General features: G+C 68.9%; 16 protein-coding genes. 4 read left to right on the top strand and 12 right to left on the bottom strand.

From position 1 onward, the window contains the following. Positions 1–146: 146 nt before the first annotated feature. A complete protein-coding gene (locus BFF94_RS22995; protein WP_219139889.1) occupies positions 147–719 on the bottom strand; it encodes a hypothetical protein in 573 nt (190 codons plus the stop codon). A 160-nt stretch (positions 720–879) separates the two neighbouring features. Between BFF94_RS22995 and BFF94_RS22990 the strand changes: the two genes are divergently transcribed. Next, positions 880–1,416, top strand: coding sequence for a TlpA disulfide reductase family protein (locus BFF94_RS22990; RefSeq protein ID WP_128845325.1), 537 nt, complete (start codon positions 880–882; stop codon positions 1,414–1,416). 94 nt (positions 1,417–1,510) lie between these two features. On the opposite strand, the gene BFF94_RS22985 is transcribed toward BFF94_RS22990, so the two are convergent. The 9 genes from BFF94_RS22985 to BFF94_RS22945 form a co-directional block, all read right to left on the bottom strand. Continuing rightward, a complete protein-coding gene (locus BFF94_RS22985) occupies positions 1,511–2,866 on the bottom strand; it encodes a sigma-54-dependent transcriptional regulator (RefSeq protein WP_128845329.1) in 1,356 nt (451 codons plus the stop codon). Positions 2,867–3,233: 367 nt separating this feature from the next. Beyond that, positions 3,234–5,243: a sensor histidine kinase gene (locus tag BFF94_RS22980; protein ID WP_128845323.1), complete on the bottom strand. Its 2,010-nt coding sequence runs from the start codon at positions 5,241–5,243 to the stop codon at positions 3,234–3,236. Positions 5,244–5,247: 4 nt separating this feature from the next. Continuing rightward, positions 5,248–6,537 (bottom strand): dicarboxylate/amino acid:cation symporter, encoded by a 1,290-nt coding sequence (locus tag BFF94_RS22975; protein WP_128845321.1) that lies wholly within the window; start codon positions 6,535–6,537, stop codon positions 5,248–5,250. Positions 6,538–6,937: 400 nt separating this feature from the next. After that, the gene (locus BFF94_RS22970; protein ID WP_219139888.1) at positions 6,938–8,623 is read right to left on the bottom strand and encodes a cation acetate symporter; all 1,686 of its coding nucleotides are present in this window, start codon (positions 8,621–8,623) and stop codon (positions 6,938–6,940) included. 11 nt (positions 8,624–8,634) lie between these two features. Further along, positions 8,635–8,940 (bottom strand): DUF485 domain-containing protein, encoded by a 306-nt coding sequence (locus BFF94_RS22965; RefSeq protein WP_128850026.1) that lies wholly within the window; start codon positions 8,938–8,940, stop codon positions 8,635–8,637. Positions 8,941–9,132: 192 nt separating this feature from the next. After that, positions 9,133–10,338 (bottom strand): CaiB/BaiF CoA transferase family protein, encoded by a 1,206-nt coding sequence (locus BFF94_RS22960; protein ID WP_219139887.1) that lies wholly within the window; start codon positions 10,336–10,338, stop codon positions 9,133–9,135. Positions 10,339–10,367: 29 nt separating this feature from the next. Beyond that, the gene (locus tag BFF94_RS22955; protein WP_219139886.1) at positions 10,368–11,504 is read right to left on the bottom strand and encodes an acyl-CoA dehydrogenase family protein; all 1,137 of its coding nucleotides are present in this window, start codon (positions 11,502–11,504) and stop codon (positions 10,368–10,370) included. A 14-nt stretch (positions 11,505–11,518) separates the two neighbouring features. Continuing rightward, a complete protein-coding gene (locus BFF94_RS22950) occupies positions 11,519–12,727 on the bottom strand; it encodes an acyl-CoA dehydrogenase family protein (protein WP_219139885.1) in 1,209 nt (402 codons plus the stop codon). A gap of 42 nt (positions 12,728–12,769) precedes the next feature. Further along, complete coding sequence (locus BFF94_RS22945; RefSeq protein WP_219139884.1) at positions 12,770–14,902, bottom strand: 3-hydroxyacyl-CoA dehydrogenase NAD-binding domain-containing protein; 2,133 nt, start codon at positions 14,900–14,902, stop codon at positions 12,770–12,772. A gap of 249 nt (positions 14,903–15,151) precedes the next feature. On the opposite strand from BFF94_RS22945, the gene BFF94_RS22940 reads away from it, so the two are divergent. The 3 genes from BFF94_RS22940 (at position 15,152) to BFF94_RS22930 (ending at position 20,275) form a co-directional block, all read left to right on the top strand. Then, positions 15,152–16,114: a LysR family transcriptional regulator gene (locus BFF94_RS22940; protein WP_219139883.1), complete on the top strand. Its 963-nt coding sequence runs from the start codon at positions 15,152–15,154 to the stop codon at positions 16,112–16,114. A 77-nt stretch (positions 16,115–16,191) separates the two neighbouring features. Next, a complete protein-coding gene (ggt, locus tag BFF94_RS22935; RefSeq protein WP_128842184.1) occupies positions 16,192–18,066 on the top strand; it encodes a gamma-glutamyltransferase in 1,875 nt (624 codons plus the stop codon). A 418-nt stretch (positions 18,067–18,484) separates the two neighbouring features. Beyond that, the gene (locus BFF94_RS22930; RefSeq protein ID WP_128842195.1) at positions 18,485–20,275 is read left to right on the top strand and encodes a YadA family autotransporter adhesin; all 1,791 of its coding nucleotides are present in this window, start codon (positions 18,485–18,487) and stop codon (positions 20,273–20,275) included. 129 nt (positions 20,276–20,404) lie between these two features. On the opposite strand, the gene BFF94_RS22925 is transcribed toward BFF94_RS22930, so the two are convergent. Beyond that, positions 20,405–21,295, bottom strand: a complete 891-nt coding sequence (locus BFF94_RS22925; RefSeq protein WP_246637391.1) for an ABC transporter permease subunit — start codon at positions 21,293–21,295, stop codon at positions 20,405–20,407. Positions 21,296–21,366: 71 nt separating this feature from the next. Continuing rightward, complete coding sequence (locus BFF94_RS22920; protein ID WP_128842186.1) at positions 21,367–22,164, bottom strand: taurine ABC transporter ATP-binding protein; 798 nt, start codon at positions 22,162–22,164, stop codon at positions 21,367–21,369. Positions 22,165–22,168: the final 4 nt, after the last annotated feature.

Raw genomic sequence — 22,168 nt, 5'->3', positions numbered from 1 at the left:
GGGCAATTCGGGCAACTTTTCAACAAAGTTATCCACATGCGCTGTGGATAGCCGAAAAACCCTCGCAAAATCCGGCGATTAGCGTTGAAAGCTGCGAATGAACTTTCAGTTGTCACAGAGTGTCTGAGCCCCCTCGCCGGCCGCCATCAGTCGAGTTTGAACGAACCGAAAAACTGGTCGAGCTGCTCCTGCGCGAGCGGCCCGTCGGCGATGACGACGGCCTGGTAGGCGTGCCGGCCGCGGGCGGCAAGCCGCGCGACGATCGTCTTGCGCGCGCCATCGCCGCCGGCGGCCGCGCCCGCGATGCGCAGCTCGAGCCCGTTCACCCCGCCGCCGGCCGCGAGCGGCACGGGCACCGAAGCCGTCTGCGGCGCGCCCTCGAGGTTGCGGGACAACCCGGCGCGCAGGAACTCGAGCGCCGCGCGGCGCGTGTCGTCGCGGTCGTCGGGCAGCGTCAGCGTGCCGACGGCGAACACCGCGCCGTCGACGTGTGCGGCCTGCATCCGCATCGGCATCGACGCGCCGCCGATCGCCACCGGCTGCTCCTCGACGGTCGGCTTCGCCGGCAGGTCGATCGTGTAGCCGGCATCGTTGTGCAGCGTGCGCCAGTCGTACGACGGCGAGCACGCGGCCAGCGCCGCGCTCATGCAGGCGAGCGCGGCGAAGTGTCGCAGCGGGCGATAAAGGGGGCGTAACGAATCGATGACTTCCTTCGGCATGGCGTGGATCGGGCAGACAAAACGGGCATTATCCGCCGAACGTGAAAACCGGGATGCGTGACCGCCACCGGTGCGCGCGCGGCATTCGCGCTAAAATGGGCGTCGAATTTCGACGTCCCTTGCATTGATCCGCGTCATCGACCGACTCCGAGAGCACCAGATGAACACCACGCCTCCCGCCCGCCGCAGCGCCGGCCCCGTCCGCTACATCGTCGCCGCCGTCGTCGTCGCGGCGATCGCCGTAGCCGGCTTCTTCGCGTTCAGCGGCAAGTCCACCGTGCCGGACGCGACGTTCACGCTACTGTCGGGCCAGAAGGTCTCGACCGCCGGCGACCTGAAGGGCAAGGTCTATCTCGTGAACTTCTGGGCGACGAGCTGCGCGACCTGCATGCAGGAAATGCCGCAGATGGTCGATACCTATAACCGCTTCAAGGGTCAGGGGCTGGAATTCGTCGCGGTCGCGATGAACTACGATCCGCCGATGTACGTCGCGAACTACGCGCAGACGCGCCAGTTGCCGTTCAAGGTCGCGCTCGACGACGGCAGCGTCGCGAAGCAGTTCGGCAACGTGCAGCTCACGCCGACGACCTTCGTCGTCGACAAGGACGGCAAGATCCTGAAGCGCTATGTCGGCGCACCGCAGTTCGCGGAACTCGACGCGCTGCTCAAGAAGGCGCTCGACAGCAACGCGGCCTGAGCGCCGCCGGATCGGAATCGAAGGGGCACGCAACGCCCTTCGCCGATAACGGACCGCACGACCGGGCAGCCCGGTTCCGCGGTCCGTTTGCTTTTCAGCGCTCGGTTTCGCCTTTCGCCGACAGCCCGTAGCGCTTCATCTTCTCGTACAGCGTCGCCTTGCCGACATGCAGCCGGTCGGCCGTCGCGGCGACCGCGCCGCCCGTCTGGTTCAGCGCCTCGGCGATCACCGCGCGCTCGAACTGCTCGATGCGCTCCTTCAGCGTCTGGTCGTTGTCGGCCTCGTCGCCGGCCGCGCCCGTTTCCTGCGGCATGTCGGCCACGCCGAGCACGAAGCGGTCGGCCGCGTTGTGCAGCTCGCGCACGTTGCCGGGCCAGTCGCGCTGCATCAGGCTCGCGCGCTGCCGGTCGGTCAGCACCGGCGCGGGCCGCCCGTAACGCACGGCCGCATCGAGCATGAAGTGCTCGAACAGCGGCACGATGTCCTCGCGGCGCTCGGCGAGCGGCGGCAGCGCGATCGTCACGACGTTGAGCCGGTACAGCAGGTCGCGCCGGAACGTGCCGGCCGCGACGAGCTCGCCCATGTCGCCCTTCGCGGCCGCGACGACACGGCAGTTCACGCGGATCGGCTGGTTCGAGCCGAGCCGCTCCAGCACGCCGTCCTGCAGCACGCGCAGCAGCTTCACCTGCAGCGCGAGCGGCATGCTTTCGATTTCGTCGAGGAACAGCGTGCCGCCGGACGCGTATTCGAGCTTGCCGACGCGCCGTTTCGCGGCGCCGGTGAACGCGCCGGGCTCGTAGCCGAACATCTCCGACTCGAACATCGGTTCGGGCAGCGCGCCGCAGTTCACCGCGATGAACGGCTTGTCGCGGCGCGGCGACAGCTCGTGCAGGCTGCGCGCGATCAGCTCCTTGCCCGCGCCCGTGTCGCCGTTGATCAGCACCGACGCGTCGGTCGGCGCGACGTTCGCGATCAGCTTGCGCACCTGCTCGATCGCGGGGCTGCGGCCGATGATGCGCGGCGCGACGACGTTCTGCCCGGCCAGCTCGCGCCGCAGCGCATGGTTCTCGAGCACGAGCTCGCGGCGCTCGAGCGCGCGGCGCACCGTCTCGATCAGGCGCTCGGCCGCGAACGGTTTTTCGATGAAGTCGTACGCGCCGTCGCGCATCGCCTGCACGGCCATCGAGATGTCGCCGTGCCCGGTGACGAGGATCACGGGCACGTCGGGCACGCGCTCGCGGCACTGCGCAAGCAGGTCGAGGCCGCTTGCGCCGGGCAGCCGGATGTCGCTGACGATCGCGCCGGCGGTATCCGCGACGACCGCCTTCTCGGCCGCTTCGGCCGACTCGAAGCCGGCGACGTCGAAGCCCGCCAGCTGAAGGCTCTGCACGCTCGCCCGGCGAACGAGCGCATCGTCTTCGATATAGATCACTTGCAGCCGGTTGGCCATCGTACTCACTTGCTCCTGGCGGGCCGCGCAGCGGTCTCGCGCGCGGCTGCGTTGATGCCGGTCGTTCGCCGACCGGGCCTAGGGTCTGTTCACGCTAATAACGGGCTTGCGCTGGCCACCAGAAGGGCCTAGCGCAAGGAATGCGACAAAGCGAATACTCGACGCATTCGCGAGGAGTATGACTCGGCGATCGGCCCTTCTGGTAGCCAGCCCCACAAATGATTTTTTCCAAACAGGGGAACGTGCCTTTCCGCCCGCATTGCGGCGTCGTTCGTCGTTGCAATAGCTACGGCTATTGCGCCTCCTCTCTCCTTGCACTACAGGCGGAAAGGCACGTTCGCAACCCCGTTATTAGCGTAAACAGACCCTAGTGCGAACCCGTCGGCTCGGACACGGAGTCCGGATGATGCGTGCGGGCGCGCCGCAGCGTCAAGACGAACAGTGCGCCGCCCGACGGCGCGTTGCGCGCGGTCAGCGCCCCGCCCGCGTCGCTCGCGATCGACGACGAGATCGCGAGGCCGAGCCCGAGCCCGCGCCCCATTTCCTTCGTCGTGAAGAACGGCTCGAACAGGCGCGGCAGCAGCTCGGGCGCAATGCCGCCCCCGTTGTCGCGCACCTCGACCGAAAGCGTCGCCGCCGACACCCCGATCGTCACCTCGAGGGCCGGCGCCGCGACGCCGGCGACCGCGTCGAGCGCATTGCCGAGCAGGTTGATCAGCACCTGCTCGAGGCGCAGGTCCTCGCAGCGCGCGACGAGCTCGGGATAGTCGCGCGCCAGGTCGAGCGGCGCGTCGTGCGCGGGCGACACGGTGGCGTCCTGCAGCACCAGCGTGAGCGCGACGCCGCGCAGGCGCTCGTCGAGCAGCGACAGCACGCTGCGCAGCGCGCGCACGACGAGCGCCCGCTCGTTGCGCGGCTTCGCGCGGCCGACGAACAGCTTCAGCTGGTTCGTGATCTTGCCCATCCGCTCGGTGAGCGCGGCGATCGCCTCGAGGTTCTCGCGCGCGGCCGCCTGCTCGCCGCGATCGAGCAGCACCCGCGTATTGTCCGAGAAGCTGCGCAGCGCCGCGAGCGGCTGGTTCAGTTCGTGCGTGATGCCGGCCGCCATCTGGCCGAGCGCGGCGAGCTTGCTCGCCTGGATCAGTTCGTCGTGCGCGGCGCGCAGTTCCTGCTCCGCGCGGATCCGGTCGCCGACCTCCTTCTGCAACTGCTCGTTCGCTTCCGACAGGTCGGCCGTGCGCTCCTCGACGCGCCGGTTCAGCTCCGCGTACGCCTGCTGCAGCAGCGCGCGGCCGCGGATCATCTCGCGCACGCGCGCGCGGCGCATCCGCCAGTAGAACGCGAGTAGCGCAACCGACACGAAGCCGAAACCGGTGACGATCGTCGCGTTGCGTGCATCGGCGTCGATGGGCGCGATCGGCGCGAGCGTGACGAGCAGCCAGTCGGGCTCGCCGATCCGGCGTTTGCTGGCGAGGAAGCGCGGCGCACGCAGGCCGGCGCCAAGGCGCACGATCTCCGCATCGGCGCCGAGTACCTGCTCGATGCGCAGCGGCAGCGGCGTGACGGGTTGCTGCGCATACTGGCGCGTCTCGTAGATCGACGCGGCGACGGGCCCCGTGAGCGGGCGCAGCGTGTGGTACTTCCACGCGGGCACCGACGACAGGAACACGACGCCGTGGTCGTCCGCGACGACGAGCGGCTCGGACGCGTCGGCACCCTGGAACCATTCGAGGTTGAGCTTCACGACGACGACGCCCGCGATCTTGCCGTCGCGCCACACGGGCTGCGAGATGTAGTAGCCGGGATCGCGCGAGATCGTGCCGATCCCGAAGAAGCGGCCGACCTGGCCGTTCATCGCATCGAGGAAATACGGACGGAAACGGTATTCGATCCCGACGAAGCTGTCGGGCGCGCGCCAGTTGCTGGCGGCGACGCACAGGCCGTCCGCGCCGATCACGTAGGTGACGGTCGCGTGCGCGTGTTCGTTGAGGTCTTCGAGATAGCGGTTGACGCGCACGGTGTAGTCGCCGCGCCTCGGCTCGGCGAGCAGGTCCTGCACGTACGGATGGCTGCCGAGCAGATAGGGCAGCGATTCGTAGCGGTCGAGCGTGCTCTTGAGCGCGTTGGTGGTGCGATCGACGCGCACTGCCGCGTTGCGCTGCAGCTCGGCGACGCCGCGCTGCCAGGTAATCGTCCACGTCAGCGCGCACGCCGCGACGAGCGCGGCGGCAAGCACGACGAGGATGAGCAGGCGGCGCGTCACGGTCGAGGCTTCCTGGCGATGCGGATCGCCTATTGTGTCATAGGCCTCCGCATCAACGCCTCGGCCGCCGCGTGCCGCGCCGCCGGCGGGCGGTGCCGCCGCCTGCTCCTTCATGATGTCAGACGCCGGCCGTCTCGGTCGTCGGGACTTCGCCGCCGCCCTTCAGCGCCTGGCGCAGCTTGTTGCGGTCGAGCTCCTTCTCCCATGCGGACACGACGACCGTCGCGACGCCGTTGCCGACGATGTTGGTCAGCGCGCGGCATTCGCTCATGAAGCGGTCGATGCCGAGGATCAGCACCATGCCCGACAGCGGGATCGTCGGCACGACGGCCAGCGTCGCGGCGAGCGTGATGAAGCCCGCGCCCGTGACACCGCTCGCGCCCTTCGACGTCAGCATCGCGACCGCGAGCAGCGTGAGCTGCTGCATCCACGTCAGTTCGATGTTGGTCGCCTGCGCGATGAACAGCACGGCCATCGTCATGTAGATGTTGGTGCCGTCGAGGTTGAACGAATAGCCGGTCGGCACGACGAGGCCGACGACCGAACGCGAGCAGCCTGCCTTCTCGAGCTTTTCCATCAGCTGCGGCAGCGCGGCTTCCGACGAGCTCGTGCCGAGCACGATCAGCAGTTCTTCCTTGATGTAGGACACGAAGCGGATGATCGAGAAGCCCGTGACGCGCGCGATCGTACCGAGCACGACGAGCACGAACACGATCGACGTCAGGTAGAACGTGCCGATCAGCTTGAGCAGCGGCACCAGCGAGCCGACGCCGTACTTGCCGATCGTGAACGCCATCGCGCCGAACGCGCCGATCGGCGCCAGCTTCGTGACGATGTGCACGATGCCGAACAGCACGCGCGTGAGCCCGTCGATGAAGTCGGTGACGACCTTGCCGCGCTCGCCGAGGTGCGCGAGCACGCTGCCGAACAGCAGCGCGATCAGCAGGATCTGCAGGATCTCGCCCTGCGCGAACGCATCGACCATCGTGTTCGGGATGATGTGCATCAGGAAGTCGACCGTCGACTGCCCGTGCGCCTTCGCCGCGTACGACGCGACGGCCTTGCCGTCGAGCGTCGCCGGATCGATGTTGAAGCCGACGCCCGGGCGCAGGATGTGCGTGGCCGCGAGGCCGAGCAGCAGCGCGAAGGTCGACACGATCTCGAAGTACAGCAGCGCCTTGCCGCCGACGCGGCCCACCTTCTTCATGTCTTCCATGCCGGCGATGCCGGTGACGACCGTACAGAAGATGATCGGCCCGATCACCATCTTGATCAGCTTGATGAAGCCGTCGCCGAGCGGCTTCATGTCGGTGGCGAGTGCCGGGTAGAAGTGGCCGAGGATCACGCCGACGATGATGGCGAAGATCACCTGCACATAGAGCACTTTGTAGAAGGGTTTCTTCTTCACGATGGTTCCTGCTGATGTAGATGAGCCGATGGAAACGGCGTCACACGCGCAGGCGAATGTCAGGGGAGGAGCCATTCGCCCGCGCGGCTGCCGTGCCGCAACAAGCGATGCCTCAAGACATCCGGAGGGGGAGGAAGGCATTGGTCATCGATTGTCTCCTGTAGACCGGAGTGGGCGCTTTAGCGCTTACTCTGATCCATGCAACGCTTGGTTTAATAGTCAGGCCGAAGGACGGCCATGCGCTTTATATCGCAAGGTCGATGCCAGGTTGCGGGAACCCATCAAGCCGTTGTTTTTATTGTATTTCTCATAATGCGGCAGGCAAGGAAATCCGGGATTCCGGATTTCCGGAAAATATCCGTCCGGCGATCCGGACGGATACGCGCATTCATCCGACGAATCAGTGCTGCACGGCACGGCTGGCCAGCACGCCCGTCTGCGCGTAGAACTCCTGCTGCGCGAACGCGTCGCGCTCGCGCCGCGCACGCTCGCCGCGATCCGCGAGCGAGCCGACGACGATCCCGATGAACGCGAGCGGCACCGACACGAGCGCCGGGTTGTCGAGGAACACCGGCGCTTGCGCGTGGTGCAGCACGTCGACCCACACCGACTTCGACAGCACCGTGAGCGCCACCGCCGACGCGAGCCCGAGGCCGCCGCCGAGTACCGCGCCGCGCGTCGTCATCCCGCGCCAGAAGATCGACATCGCGAGCACCGGGAAATTCGCGCTCGCGGCCACCGCCGCGACGAGGCCGACCATGAACGCGACGTTCACGTGCTCGAACAGGATCGACAGCGCGATCGCGATTCCCGACAACCCGATCGTCGCCGCGCGCGAGATGCGCATTTCCAGCCGCTCGTCGGGCTTGCCGCGCGCCCACATCTGCGCATACAGGTCGTGCGAGATCGTGGTCGCGCCGGCGAGCGTCAGGCCCGCGACCACCGCGAGGATCGTCGCGAACGTGACGGCCGCGATGAACCCGTAGAACCAGTTCCCGCCGACCGCCTGCGCGAGTTTCACCGCGACCATGTTCGAACCGCCGAGCAGGTCGTGCGTCAGGTTGAACGAGCCGTCCGCGCCGAGCTTGAAGAACTCCGGATGCTGCGCGAGCAGCACGATCGCCGAGAAGCCGATCACGAAGGTCAGCAGGTAGAAGTAGCCGATGAAGCCGGTCGCGTAGAGCACCGACTTGCGCGCCTCCTTCGCGTTCGGCACCGTGAAGAAGCGCATCAGGATGTGCGGGAAGCCGGCCGTGCCGAACATCAGCGCGATGCCGAGCGACAGCGCGTTGGCCGGATCGCGGATCAGCTTGCCCGGCCCCATGATGCCGAGCGCGCCCGGATGCACGGCCACCGCGCGGCGGAACATCTCGTCGATGCTGAAGCCGAATTCGCCGAGCGCGAGCAGGACCAGCAGCGTCGCGCCGCACAGCAGCAGCACGGCCTTGATCACCTGCACCCAGGTGGTCGCGGTCATCCCGCCGAAGAACACGTAGACGACCATCAGCACGCCGACGATCAGCTCGGCCGTGCCGTACGACAGCCCGAACAGAAGCTGGATCAGCTTGCCCGCGCCGACCATCTGCACGACGAGGTACAGCACGACGATCGTCAGCGCGTTCGCGGACGTCAGCAGCCGGATCGGTCGCTGCGCGAAGCGGTACGCGACGACGTCGACGAACGTGAACTTGCCGAGGTTGCGCAGCGGCTCGGCGATCAGGAACATCACGAACGGCCAGCCGACGAGAAAGCCGATCGAGTAGATGAGCCCGTCGAAGCCGAACATGAACACCATGCCGGACAGCCCGAGGAACGACGCGGCCGACATGTAGTCGCCCGCGATCGCGAGCCCGTTCTGCAGGCCCGTGATGCCGCCGCCGGCCGTGTAGAAGTCGCGGGTCGAGCGCGTGCGGCGCGCGGCCCAGCGCGTGAGCGCGAGCGTCGCGAACACGAACGCGAAGAACATCCCGATCGCGACCGGGTTCAGTTCGACCTTGTCGGGCATCGGGCCCGCTACGGATACCGCCTGCGCGGCGGAAGAAACGAGAACGGCAAGCGCGCCGAGCGCGATCGAGGTACGTCGCATGTCGGCCTCCGTCAAGCGCGCTGCAGGATCGCGTCGACGCGGCGGTCGAACACGCGGTTCGCGCGCAGCACGTAGCACGCGGTCAGGCCGATCGCGACCAGGATGATCGCGACGCCCGCGGCGATCCCGACCGTCGTCGTCGCGCCGCGGTACAGCGGCGCCGCAAGCACGTGCGGTGCGAGCGCGACGAGCAGGATGAAGCCGTAATAAGTGGCGATCATCAGCGCCGTCAGCGTGAAGCTGAAGCGGCGCCGCGCGCGCACGAGTTGCTGGTAGTCACGGCATGCCGTGACCGATTCGATGACGGAAAGCTCCATGGTGTCTCCTGTGGACCAGAGTTAGCGCTTCAGCGCTTACTCGGGTCCCATGCTTCGCGGTCGACCAGAGTTGGCGCTTTAGCGCTTACTCCAGTCCCCGCAGGGCAAGTCACCTCGTCGTTGCGCGAGGGTTGTCTTGTGGATGGCCGGCGCGTCGACTGCTCCGCCCGCGCCGCGGCGAAAAAAAACGCGTTACACGATGCGATCCGCACGCAGCCGCGCAACCTCGTCGGCCGACATCCCGAGCCAGCCCCCGAGCACCGCATCCGTATCCGCGCCCAGCACCGGCGGCGCACCGCGCACCGGCAGCCGCGCGCCGTCGAACCGATACGGCGGCGCGAGCACGTCGACGGCGCCCGCGACCGGATGCGGCTGCCGCGTGACGAGCCCCGCGCGGGTCGCGCGCTCCGACGTCAGCGCTTCGTGCAGCCCGAGCACTTCGCCGCATGGAATGCCCGCCTCGGCGAGCGCCGCGAGCAGCGTCGCGCGCGACCGGCGCGCGAGTTCGCCGCGAATCTCGGGCAGCAGATCGGCACGGTTTTCCGAACGACCGAGGTTGGTCTTGTAGCGCGCGTCGGTCGCGAGGTCGGGCCGCTCGATCGCGTCGCAAAAGCGCGCGAACTGCGTGTTGTTGCCGACCGTGATCACGAGCGGGCCATCCGCCGCGTCGAACACGCCGTACGGCACGATCGACGGATGCGCGTTGCCGTAGCGCGGCGGGTCCTCCCCCATCAGCAGCGCGTCGAGCCCGTAGTACGCGGTGATCATCAGCCCGCAGTCGAACAGCGCCATCTCGATGCACCGCCCGCGCCCCGTCGCATGGCGTTCGACTAGCGCGGCGAGGATCGCCTGCGCGGAATACATGCCGGTGAACAGGTCGACCGCCGCGACGCCGAACTTCAGCGGCGGCTGGCCGGCCTCGCCGTTCAACGCCATCAGCCCGGCCTCGCCCTGCACGACGAGATCGTAGCCGGGCCGGGCAGCCTCGGCGCCCGAACGGTCGTAGCCGGAAATCGCGCAGTGAACGAGGCGCGGATTCAGTTCGGCCAGTGCGTCGTAGCCGAGCCCGAGCTTTTCCGCGCCGCCGAACTTGAAGTTGTGGATCACCACATCGGCCTGCGTAGCCAGCTCGCGCGCGATGCGCTGCCCGGCTTCCGTCTGCAGGTCGATGCAGATCGACCGCTTGCTGCGGTTCACGCTGTTGAAATACGTGGTCTCGGTCGCGCCGATCCGCAGCCCCCAGTCGCGCGTGTCGTCACCGCGCGCCGGATGTTCGACCTTGATCACTTCCGCGCCGAAATCGGCGAGCACCATCGCGCACCACGGGCCCGCGAGCACGCGCGAGAAATCGAGCACCTTCACGCCGGCCAGCGGCAACGCGCGCGGTTCGTTCGTCATCCTTGTCTCCTCCATTCGCGTTTTCGTTTTTACTGTTTCGACAGCGCGATATAGCGCGCGAGATGGTGATCCTCATCGCCGAGCTGGTGATCGATCATCACGAGGCGCTTCGCGTAGTGCGACAGCGGCAGCTCCCACGTCATCCCGATCCCGCCGTGCAACTGGATGCTCTCCTCGGCGACGAGCGTGCCGATCCGGCCGATGCTGGCCTTCGCCGCCGCGAGCGCGCGTTCGCGCGCCGCGCGCGGCGCATCGAGCTGCGCGGCCGCGTTGATCACGGCCGAGCGCGCCTGCTCGACTTCGAGCAACAGGTCGGCCATCCGGTGCTGCAGCGCCTGGAAGCTGCCGATCGGCAAACCGAACTGCTTGCGCGTGCGCAGATACTCGAGCGTGTGCTCCTTCGCGACGTCCATCGCGCCGAGCGCTTCCGCCGACAGCGCGAGCAGCCCGTAGCCGAGCACGCGTTCGAGCAGCGCCGCGCCCGCTTCGCCGTCGTGATCGCCGAGCGCGGCGTCGGCCGGCAGCGCGACGCGATCGAAGCGCACTTCGGCCGCGCGGCCGCCGTCGATCTTCGGGTAGTCGCGCAGCGACACGCCGGGCGCATCGGCCGGCACGACGAACAGGCCGATGCCGGCCGCATCGTCGTCGTGGCCGGACACGCGCGCGCTGACGACGAAGAACGCCGCCTGCGCGGCCTGGTCGACGACGCCCTTCTCGCCCGTCAGCACCCAGCCGTCGCCCGAGCGTTCGGCGCGCGTGCGCACGGTCGTCAGTTCGTAGTGCGAGCCCGGCTCGTCGTGTGCGAACGCGGCGCTCGCGCTGCCGTCGATCAGCGCGGCGAGCCTGTCGCGATGCGCATCGCCGCCGGCGAGCGACAGCGCGCGGCCCGCGAGCAGCGCGCCGAGGAACGGCTCGACGACGAGCCCGCGCCCGAGGCATTCGAACACCACCGCGATGTCGAATCCCGCGCCGCCGAAGCCGCCGTCGGTTTCGGGAAACAGCGCGCCGACCGTGCCGAGTTCGGCAAAGCGCTGCCACATCGCGCGATCGAAGCCTTCGGCCGACTGCGCGATGCGATCGCGCACCGGGAACGCGTACTGTTCGGCGATGAAGCGGTTCAACGTGTCCGCCAGCATCCGGCGGTCTTCTGTGTGCTGGAAATCCATCGTCGCGTCCCTCGTTACAGCCCGAGCATCATCTTCGCGATGATGTTCTTCTGGATCTCGTTCGAGCCGCCGAAGATCGACAGCTTCCGGTTGTTGAAGTACTGCTGCGCGGCGCTCGCGGCTTCGTCCGGGCCGACCGGTTCGCCGTCGTAGTCCGCATCGAGCGCTTCGTCGACGAACGGCTGCGCGTACGGCCCCATCGCCCGCCGCATCAGCGACGCGATCTCCTGGCGGATCTGCGTGCCGCGGATCTTCAGCATCGAGCTTTCCGCGCCCGGCGCGCCGCCGCCCGCGACCGCGGCCAGCACGCGCAGGTTGGTCGTGCGCATGTTCTCGAGCTCGATCTCGACGCGCGCGACACGCGCCGCGAAGAACGGATCGTCCGCGAGCGGCCTGCCATTCTTCGTGACCTTCGCGGCGACCGCGCGCAGCCGGTCGAGCGCGGCCGTCGAAAAGCCGATCCCGGCGATGTTGGTGCGCTCGTACGTGAGCAGGAATTTCGCGTAGGTCCAGCCGCGGTTCTCTTCGCCGACGAGGTTTTCCGCCGGCACGCGCACGTCGGTGAAGAACACCTCGTTCACCTCGTGCTCGCCGTCGAGCGTGATGATCGGGCGGACCTCGACGCCCGGCGTATTCATGTCGATCAGCAGGAAGCTGATGCCTTCCTGCTTGCGCACGTCGGTCGCGGTGCGCACGAGACAGAAGATCATGTTCGCGTAATGGCCGAGCGTGGTCCACGTCTTCTGGCCGTTCACGATGTAGTGCTCGCCCTGCGCGTCGAGCCCGCGCACCGCACTCGTCTTCACCGCCGCGAGATCGGACCCGGCGCCCGGCTCCGAGTAACCCTGGCACCACCAGTCGGTGCCGTCGAGAATGCGCGGCAGCCAGTAGCGCTTCTGCGCTTCGTCGCCGTACTTGATCAGCACGGGGCCGAGCATGTTCACGCCGAACGGCACGATGCGCGGCGCACCCGCAAGCGCGCATTCGTTGTCGAACAGGAACTTCTGCGCGACGCTCCAGCCGGGGCCGCCGTATTCGCGCGGCCAGTGGCTCGCGAGCCAGCCGCGCGCGTTCAGGATCGCGTGCCATTCGCGCATGTCGTCGCGCGTGAGGTGCAGGCCGCCCTTCACCTTGCGCGCGATGCGCCCGGGCAGTTCGGCTTGCAGGAAGCGCTGCACTTCCGTGCGGAAGGCTTCCTCTTCGGGAGTGAAATTGAGGTCCATCTGCGGTCCGTTGCGAATGCGGTGAAGTTCGGTCGATGCGGTTCAGTCGATGCGGTTCAGGCTCGCGAAATCCGCGCCCCGCGCGACGAGTTCGACGAGCAGCGGCGAAGGTTTCCAGAACAGCGGATCCTCCTTCGCGAACGCTCGGATATCGGCGAGCACGTTCGCGAGGCCGACCGTGTCCGCGTAGTGCATCGGGCCGCCGCGATAGCGCGGGAAGCCGTAGCCGTACAGGAACACCGCGTCGACATCGAGCGGGCGCAGCGCGATTTTCTCGTGCACGACGTTCGCGCCTTCGTTGATCATCGCGGCGAGGTAGCGGCGCAGGATCTCGTCGTCGGTGAACGTGCGCGGCGTGACGCCCTTCTTCGCGCGTTCCGCCGCGACGATCGCATCGACTTCCGGGTCCGGCGTGCCGACGCGCGCGCCGTCCGGATACAGGTAGTAGCCGCGCGACGTCTTCTGCCCGAACCAGCCGCGCTCGCACAGCCGGTCGGAAATCTCCACGTAGCGCGCGCGCGGGTCGCGCGTCGCCGCGCGGCGCTTGCGGGTCGCCCAGCCGATGTCGCCGCCCGCGAGGTCGACGACCTGGAACGGCCCCATCGGGAAGCCGAATTCGCGCACCGCGCGATCGATCTGGTACGGCGACGCGCCGTCCTCCATCAGGGTGTCCGCCGCCGTGCGGTAGACCGCCAGGATCCGGTTGCCGATGAAGCCGTCGCACACGCCGGCGCGCACCGGCGTCTTCTTCAGCTGCTTTGCGAGCGCGAACGCGGTCGCGACGACGTCCGCGCTCACGCGCGCCGGCACGACGATCTCGAGCAGCTTCATCACATTGGCCGGCGAGAAGAAATGCAGGCCGATCACGTCGGCCGGCCGGTCGATGCTCGCGGCCAGTTCGTCGATATCGAGATACGACGTGTTGGTCGCGAGCACCGCGCCCGGCTTGCAGACGCGCGCGAGCTCGGCGAACACGGCCTTCTTCACCGCCATGTCCTCGAACACGGCCTCGATCACGACGTCGGCCTGCGCGAGCGCGTCGTACGACGTGCTGCCCTTGAAACGCGCGAGCCGCGCCGAGTGCGCGGCCGGCGTCATCCGCCCTTTCGCGACGAGGCCGTCGTACACCTTCTCGACGTGCGCGCGGCCGCGCGCGAGCGACGCTTCGTCGCGTTCGATCATCGTCACCGGCAGCCCGGCATCGAGCGCCGCGACCGCGATGCCCGCGCCCATCGTGCCGCCGCCGACCACGCCGATCCGCTCGACCGGCCGCGCGCTCGCGCGCCGCGCCTCGGGCGCCTTCGCCGCTTCGCGCTCCGCGAAGAACGCATGCACGAGGCCCGCGCGCTGCGGGCTGTCGATGCATTGCAGGAACAGGCTGCGCTCGAACTTCATTCCCGCGTCGAACGACTGCGTGAGCGCGGCCTCGACCGCGTCGACGATCTTCGCCGGCGAGAACAGCCCGCGCGACTTCTTCGGCAGCTCCACGCGCGCCGCGTCGATCGCGGCCTGCGCGGACGCGCGATCGGCGAGCCCCTGCGCGTCGCGCGTGCGGCGCACGGGCGCGCCGAGCGATACCAGTTCCTGCGCGTACGCGAGGCCTTCGGCGAGCGTGTCGTCGCTGTGCGCGACGCGGTCGACGAGGCCCAGCGCGAGCGCTTCGTCGGCGCTCGCGTGGCGGCCCGTCAGCATCAGGTCGAGCGCGGCCTTCGCGCCGATCAGGCGCGGCGCACGCTGCGTGCCGCCCGCGCCGGGCAGCAGGCCGAGCGTGACTTCCGGCAGCCCGAGCTTCGCGCCGGGCACCGCGAGCCGGTAATGCGCGGCCAGCGCGACTTCGAGGCCGCCGCCGAGCGTCGCGCCATGCAGCGCGACCACGACCGGCTTCGCGCCCGATTCGATCCGCTCGCACACGTCGGGCAGCGACGGCGGGACGGGCGGCTTGCCGAATTCGCGGATGTCGGCGCCCGCGATGAAGTTGCGGCCGGCGCCGACGATCAGCACCGCGCGGATCGCGTCGTCGGCCTGCGCGGCGTCGAGCGCGTCGGCGAGGCCGCGCCGCACGTCGGCGGACAGCGCGTTGACGGGCGGGTGATCGATCGTGACGACGAGCACCTTGTCGCGCCGTTCGCGCGTGACCGTGCCGGCCGGGGTGGCGGGGGAAGCGGGTGAGTTCATCGTGTCTCCTTGACGCGGCGGCGGGCACGCCGGCGCCGGTTCGTGCCTCGCGGCAACGCGTGCGGCGCCGGGGCATCCGCCCCGGTCCCGCACGAAGCGGGACAAGATCCGGCTGCTCGCCGGGCATGACCCGATTCTCGATTGATCGAGATTCATTGACAATTCCCGCACGCCTTTACAAGCTGTCAAGTCTGACTTGACACTGAATGTTTGCCGACCGTTAAACGGGACGGATCAGGAGAGACCGGGATGGACCTGAACGCGCTGACGCTGCTCGTCGAGATCCTCGATGCCGGCAATCTCAGCAAGGCCGCGCGGCGGCTCAAGATGAGCCGCGCGAACGTCAGCTACCGGCTCAACCAGCTCGAGCGCTCGATCGGCCAGCAGCTCGTGCGGCGCACGACGCGGCGCATCGAGCCGACCGAGATCGGGCTGAAGCTGTACGAGCACGGCCGGCGCATCCGCAACGAACTGCTCGCCGCGCAGGAATCGGTGACGACGCTCGGCCAGGACCTGCAGGGCCGCGTGCGGCTGTCGGTGCCGAGCGGCTACGGGCAGATGGTGATGTCCGACTGGCTGCTCGCGTTCAAGCGGCTGCATCCGGGCATCGTGCTCGACGTCGTGTTCGAGAACCGCGTGGAAGACCTGATGCGCGACGAGATCGACATCGCGGTGCGCGTGATGCCGGAGCCGCCGCAGAACCTCGTCGCGCGCGACATGGGCGCGGTGCGCTACGTCGCGTGCGCATCGGCCGCGTTCGCGGCCGCGCACGGGATGCCGGCGAGCCTCGGCGCGCTGGCCGCCGCGCCGGTCGTCACCGCGACGGTGATGGGCCGGCAGCTCAGGATCGCCGCGTATCTCGGCGACGAGCGCCACGAGGTGCTGCTCGAGCCCACGCTGATTTCGGAGAACTTCCTGTTCCTGCGGCAGGCGATCCTCGGCGGGACCGGCGTCGGCATCGTGCCCGACTACGTGGTGCAGGACGACATCCGGCGCGGCACGGTCGTCACGTCGCTCGACGCGTACCGGCTCAGCATCTTCGGCACGCACATGTACATGCTCTACATGCCGAACCGGCACCACACGCGCGCGACGTCGACGTTCATAGAGTTCATCCTCGAACAGGCCGGAAAGACCGGCCGGGGCGGGCCCGGCGGGATGCGTCAGGGTTTCCTGTCGGATGACAATCCGCCGGCCGCGCGGCGACAATAGCGCGCCGGGGCGGGCAGCCGCGTTGCGCCAGCGGCAACGCCGCCGCCTCCTTCGAATTCACTGCTGCCGAGGGTTCAATGTTCGATCGGATTCGTCCGCATTCGCGTTCCTGGACGCTGCTCGCCGCCGTCGCGCTCGTCGCGTTCAACGCCGGCTGCACGTCCCCGTCCACGCCGTCGGGCGCCGTCGTCCCTGTTGCAGCCGCATCGGGCACGGCCGTGCCGCTGCCCGGCATGCACGCGCCCGAACTGTCGTCCGGCTGGGTCGACAAGCCGGGCTGGACCTCGCAGCACTTCATGATCGCGGCCGCGAACCCGCTCGCGACGCAGGCCGGCTACGACATGCTGAAGGCAGGCGGCACCGCGATCGACGCGGCGATCGCGACGCAGATGGTGCTCGCGCTCGTCGAGCCGCAATCGTCGGGAATCGGCGGCGGCGCGTTCATGCTGTACTTCGACGGCCAGGCGACGCAGGCGTACGACGGCCGCGAAACCGCACCGGCCGCCGCGACCGACCGCCTGTTCTACGGGCCGACCGGCCAGCCGATGGGCTTCTACGAAGGCGTCGTCGGCGGGCGCTCGGTCGGCACGCCGGGCGTGCTGCGCATGCTCGACGCCGCGCACCGCGCGCACGGCAAGCTGCCGTGGCGCCGGCTGTTCCAGCCGACGATCCGGCTCGCCGAGCACGGCTTCACGATCAGCCCGCGGCTCGCGTCGCTGATCGCGAACGACAAGTACCTGAAGAACGACCCGGCCGCGCGCGCGTACTTCTACAACCCGGACGGCTCGCCGAAGGCAGCCGGCACGGTGCTGAAGAATCCCGCGCTCGCGACCGTGCTGCGCCAGGTCGCGGATCGCGGCGCGAACGCGTTCTACAGCGGCGCGATCGCGCGCGACATCGTCACGAAGGTGCGCAAGCACCCGACCAACCCGGGCCTGCTGTCGCTCCAGGATCTCGCGCGCTACAAGGCGAAGGTGCGCACGCCGCTGTGCGCCGACTACCGGCGCTCGGTCGTGTGCGGGATGCCGCCGCCGTCGTCGGGCGGCCTCGCGATCGCGCAGATGCTCGGCATCCTCGAAGCGATGCCCGACTGGCAGCAGATCGGCGCGCAGAAGCCGGTGCGCAACGACGTCGGCTACGAGCCGACGCCGTTTGCCGCGCACCTGTTCAGCGAAGCCGGGCGCCTCGCGTATGCGGACCGCGCGCGCTATGTCGCCGATCCCGATTTCGTGCCGCTGCCGGGCGGCAACTGGGCGAGCCTCACCGACAAGACCTATCTCGCGCAGCGCGCGCACCTGATCGGCGACAGCAGCATGGGCGTCGCGCAGGCCGGCGCGCCGCAGGGCGCGATGCTCGCGATGGCCGACGACCGCAGCCCCGAATTGCCGTCGACGTCCGACATCGCGATCGTCGACCGCTACGGGCAGGCGCTGTCGATGACGACGAGCATCGAGGATGCGTTCGGCTCGCGGCTGATGGTGCGCGGCTTCATGCTGAACAACCAGCTCACCGATTTCTCGTTCGTGTCGAACGACAGCGGCCGGCCGGTCGCGAACCGCGTGCAGCCCGGCAAGCGGCCGCGCTCCGCGATGTCGCCGGAACTCGTGTTCGACAAGAAGACGAAGCAGGTGACGATGATCGTCGGCTCGGCCGGCGGCCCCGCGATCATCAACCACGTCGCGAAGACGCTGGTCGGCGTGCTCGACTGGGGCATGACGATGCAGCAGGCGATCGCGCTGCCGAACTTCGGGTCGATGAACGGGCCGACCCAGCTCGAGCGCGGCCGCGTGTCGGACGCGCTTGCCGACGGGCTGAAGGGCCGCGGGCACGACGTGCAGGTCGTCGAGATGAACTCGGGGCTGCAGGGGATCCAGCGGCTGAACGTGCAGGGGCAGACGGTGTGGTTCGGCGGCGCGGATCCGCGGCGCGAGGGGATCGTGATGGGGGAGTGACGCACGGCACGCGCCCCCGAATACCCGTACGAAACCCTCTCGCCGCCCGCTCCGCTCTGCCTGAAGGGCGCGCGTCGCGGGCCCACTTTCCCACCGCGCGCGCCCGCGCGCCGCTTCCGTTGCGCAACGCACCGGTCTCCCCTCCTCCCGCACATCTGCGGCATCGTTCCCGCGAACCCAGTCGCGTCCTATGCGACAACACCCAGATTTCGAATACGTCTGATCGACGCTCGATTCGTCGATCGGTATAGTCGGCCGCTTGCGTCGCGCCATGCCGGTCGCGCCATCCCGGCCCGGCTACGTCGCGCGCAGACACCCGCATGTCGCCCCCGCCCGTTGCGGCGAAACCTCGCGCGCGTCGATACCGACCGCGCCGTCATGTCATAAACGAAACAAGGTAATAAGGACTGCGATTCAAATGACGACTACCCTCCCGCCTCCTTCGGCAGCAATCCCGATTCGACCAAGCGCACGTGCGCACGCCGCCAGCCTCACGAAACTCGCAATCGCGATCGCCATGCTCGCGCCAGCCTACGGCCATGCCGCCGATCTGGTCCTGGACAATCTCGTCGTCAACAGCGGAACCGGCGGTTCGCCGTCCGCCACGGGCGCCGGCTCGATTGCCATCGGGCCGGGTGCGCACGCGAACGGCGAATCCGGCGGCGATTACTCGGCCATCGCGATCGGCGCGAACGCCAGTGCCAACGGCCAGGCCACCGTCGCGATCGGTGAAACCGCCAGCGTTCACGGCGACCGTTCGAGCGCATTCGGCGTATCGTCGAGCGTCAACGGGAACCGTTCCGTCGCGCTTGGCGCGGACACGAAGGTCACCGCCCACGACGCGGTGGCGCTGGGTCAAGGCAGCGTCGCGGATCGCGCGAAGACCGTTTCGATCGGCAAGGAAGGCAACGAGCGCCAGCTCGTCAATCTCCGCGCCGGCACGAAGGATACCGACGCGACCAACCTGTCGCAGCTCAAGCCGGTCGTCGACGCGCTTGGCGGCGACGCCGCCGTCAATGCGGACGGCTCCATCCGCGGCCCGAGCTACAAGATCGGCGGTCAGTCGTTCGGCAACGTCGGCAGCGCGTTGACGAACCTCGACGATCGGGTCAACACCAACAGCACGACGATCACGTCGCTCGACGGCCGCGTCACGACGGTCGAAGGCGACGTCAAATCGATCCGTGGCGACGTCGACGATCTCGGCACACGCATCAACAACGGCTCGACCGGCCTCGTGCGTCAGGATCCGGCGAGCCTCGCGATCACGGTCGGCGCGGACAAGGGCGGCACCTCGGTGAACATGGCGGGCACGGACGGCGCGCGCGTGCTGAGCGGCCTGTCGAACGGCGTCGGCGACACCGATGCGGTGACGGTGGCGCAGCTCAAGGCTGCCGGCCTCATCGACCCGTCCGGGAAAGCGCTCGGCGCAATCGTCTATGACGATCTGACGCTCGGCCGCGCGACGCTCGGCGGTGTCGGCGGCACGCTGCTCGACAATGTCGCGGCGGGCGCGATCGCGGCGGGCGGCATGCAGGCCGTCAACGGCGGGCAGCTCTTTTCGATGCAGCAGCAATTCCAGAGCCGGTTCGAATCGCTCGACAATCGCATGTCGAACCTCGAGCGCAACGGCCCCAGCACCAACCCGCCCGGCGACCACGGCAACAACTTCGCGCAGCTCGGCGACGGTTCCGGCGCGACGGGTTCAAACGCGATGGCGCTCGGCCAGGATTCGAGCGCGTCCGGCAACAACAGCACCGCGATCGGGACGAACGCCAACGCAACCGGCAACAACTCGGTGGCGCTCGGCGCGAACTCCGTCGCCGATCGCGACAACAGCGTTTCCGTCGGCGCGCCCGGCCAGGAGCGGCAGATCACGAACGTCGCGCGCGGCACCGCGCCGACCGACGCGGTCAACGTCCAGCAGTTGAACGACGAGATCGGCAGCGTGCGCAACGATATCGACCACTACCGGCGCGATGCGAGCGGCGGCATTGCGTCCGCCGTCGCGATCGCGAACCTGCCGCAGGCTTCGCTCGCGGGCGAAAGCATGGTCTCCATCGCCGGCGGAACGTATAGCGGGCAATCGGCCGTCGCGTTCGGCTTGTCGACCGCCACCCGCAACGGTCGCTGGGTGATCAAGGCATCCGGTTCGACCAATACCCGGGGCACGGTGGCAGTCGGCGCCGGCGCCGGTTTCCGCTGGTAAGCGAGCACCGCGTTGCCCGCGGGACGGCAGCGCGACGAAGCAGGGGCCGGCATTCGCATGGCGCGAACCCGGCCCCTTCGCATGACGGCCGATGCCGCGCGTTTCGCGACCGCCGAGCGGCGCGCCCGGCTATCCCCGCCCCTTCCACGGCACGATCCGCCGCTCGACCCACCGCATCGCGAGATCAAACAGCCACGCGATCGCGCCGATGATCAGGATGCCCATCACGACGATGTCCGTGCGCAGGAAGCTCGACGCGTTGAGCACCATCTGCCCGAGCCCGGCCGTCGCGGCGACCATCTCGGCCGCGACGAGCGTCGTCCAGCCGAAGCCGATCGCGATCCGCAGCCCGGTGAGAATCTCCGGCAGCGCGGCCGGCAGCACCACGTGGCGCACGATCTGCGTGAAGCTGCCGCCGAGCGAATACGCGGCGTTGATCTGCTCGACCGTCGCCGCGCGCACGCCGGCGCGCGCGGCCATCGCGATCGGCGCGAAGCACGCGAGGAAGATCACGACGAGCTTCGCCGTTTCGTCGATGCCGAACCAGATCACGACGAGCGGCAGGTACGCGAGCGGCGGCAGCGGCCGGTAGAACTCCAGCAGCGGATCGAGCACGCCGCGCGCGACACGGCTCACGCCCATCAGGATGCCGGCCGGCACGCCGATCGCGGTCGCGAGCAGGAACGCGCCGAACACGCGCGCGGCACTCCACAGCAGGTGCTCGGACAGCGGCAGGCCGCCCTGGATGCGGCCGTGCCATGCGTCGATGAAGGCCGCCCACACGGCTTCCGGCGCGGGCAGGAAGAGCGGCGGCAGCCACTGCCGGTTCGTGGCGACCCACCACAGCACGGCCAGCGCCGCGACCGTCGCCGCGCTCAAGGCCGCTGTCTTCCCCTGCCCCGGCAACCGGTAGCGGCGCGACGAGGGCGCACGACGCCCGGCCACCCGAGTCCGCGTCCGATCGCCCTGCTCGAAACCTGCGGCCGCACGATCGGCCGCCCATGAATCCTGCGTGCTCATGCTGTCCTGCCTGTGCAAAATATTGTTCCGGCCGCGCCCGACGGCCACGCCGTGCCGCGCGAGTTCGCTCGTCACGCGGGCTCCGCGACCGCCTCGTCGCGATGCAGGTACGCGATCAGCCGCTCGCGCCACGCGATGAAATCCGGCGACGACTTCACCGCGCGCGCATCGCGCGATTCGACGTAGCGGCGCGCGAACGGCAGTTCGAAGGTGTCCGCGATCCGGCCGGGGCCCGGCGTCATCACGACGAGGCGCGTCGCGAGGAACAGCGCCTCCTCGACGTCGTGCGTGATGAAGAACACCGTCTTGCCGGTGCGCGCCCATACGTCGAGCACGAGTGCCTGCATCGTGCCGCGCGTCATCGCGTCGAGTGCGCCCATCGGTTCGTCCATCAGCAGCACGCGCGGGTCGCTCGCGAGCGCACGTGCGATGCCGACACGCTGCTGCATCCCGCCCGACAGTTCGTACACGCGCGCATGCGCTTGGCCGTCGAGCCCGACCAGCGCGAGCATCTCCCGCGCACGCGCTTCGCGTTCGGCCTTCGACACGCGCGCGAAGCGCAGCCCGAGCGCGACGTTGTCGAGCACGTCGAGCCACGGCAGCAACGCGTATTTCTGGAACACGACGCCGCGATCGGCGCCGGGGCCCGTGACGGGCACGCCGTCGACGCGCACGTCGCCGGTCGTCGGCGCGACGAAGCCGGCCATGCAGTTCAGCAGCGTCGTCTTGCCGCACCCGGACGCGCCGAGCGCGACGACGAATTCACCGGCGTCGATACGCAGGTCGACGCGCGCGAGCGCCTGCGTCGTCGGCCTGCCGCGCCCGCCCGGATAGGCAACCGATACCTGACGGACTTCCAGCGTGCTCATGGTC

The organism is Burkholderia catarinensis, from assembly GCF_001883705.2.
Classification (GTDB): domain Bacteria; phylum Pseudomonadota; class Gammaproteobacteria; order Burkholderiales; family Burkholderiaceae; genus Burkholderia; species Burkholderia catarinensis.
The sequence above is the reverse complement of the archived record's forward strand: the minus strand, read 5'-3'. Positions and strand labels throughout refer to the sequence as shown.

What these genes read in the sequence shown, in the direction of transcription:
- BFF94_RS22995 (WP_219139889.1), bottom strand. Translation starts at nt 719, where the DNA reads ATGCCGAAGGAAGTCATCGATTCGTTACGCCCCCTTTATCGCCCGCTG.
- BFF94_RS22990 (WP_128845325.1), top strand. Translation starts at nt 880, where the DNA reads ATGAACACCACGCCTCCCGCCCGCCGCAGCGCCGGCCCCGTCCGCTAC.
- BFF94_RS22985 (WP_128845329.1), bottom strand. Translation starts at nt 2,866, where the DNA reads ATGGCCAACCGGCTGCAAGTGATCTATATCGAAGACGATGCGCTCGTT.
- BFF94_RS22980 (WP_128845323.1), bottom strand. Translation starts at nt 5,243, where the DNA reads ATGAAGGAGCAGGCGGCGGCACCGCCCGCCGGCGGCGCGGCACGCGGC.
- BFF94_RS22970 (WP_219139888.1), bottom strand. Translation starts at nt 8,623, where the DNA reads ATGCGACGTACCTCGATCGCGCTCGGCGCGCTTGCCGTTCTCGTTTCT.
- BFF94_RS22965 (WP_128850026.1), bottom strand. Translation starts at nt 8,940, where the DNA reads ATGGAGCTTTCCGTCATCGAATCGGTCACGGCATGCCGTGACTACCAG.
- BFF94_RS22960 (WP_219139887.1), bottom strand. Translation starts at nt 10,338, where the DNA reads ATGACGAACGAACCGCGCGCGTTGCCGCTGGCCGGCGTGAAGGTGCTC.
- BFF94_RS22955 (WP_219139886.1), bottom strand. Translation starts at nt 11,504, where the DNA reads ATGGATTTCCAGCACACAGAAGACCGCCGGATGCTGGCGGACACGTTG.
- BFF94_RS22950 (WP_219139885.1), bottom strand. Translation starts at nt 12,727, where the DNA reads ATGGACCTCAATTTCACTCCCGAAGAGGAAGCCTTCCGCACGGAAGTG.
- BFF94_RS22945 (WP_219139884.1), bottom strand. Translation starts at nt 14,902, where the DNA reads ATGAACTCACCCGCTTCCCCCGCCACCCCGGCCGGCACGGTCACGCGC.
- BFF94_RS22940 (WP_219139883.1), top strand. Translation starts at nt 15,152, where the DNA reads ATGGACCTGAACGCGCTGACGCTGCTCGTCGAGATCCTCGATGCCGGC.
- ggt (WP_128842184.1), top strand. Translation starts at nt 16,192, where the DNA reads ATGTTCGATCGGATTCGTCCGCATTCGCGTTCCTGGACGCTGCTCGCC.
- BFF94_RS22930 (WP_128842195.1), top strand. Translation starts at nt 18,485, where the DNA reads ATGACGACTACCCTCCCGCCTCCTTCGGCAGCAATCCCGATTCGACCA.
- BFF94_RS22925 (WP_246637391.1), bottom strand. Translation starts at nt 21,295, where the DNA reads ATGAGCACGCAGGATTCATGGGCGGCCGATCGTGCGGCCGCAGGTTTC.
- BFF94_RS22920 (WP_128842186.1), bottom strand. Translation starts at nt 22,164, where the DNA reads ATGAGCACGCTGGAAGTCCGTCAGGTATCGGTTGCCTATCCGGGCGGG.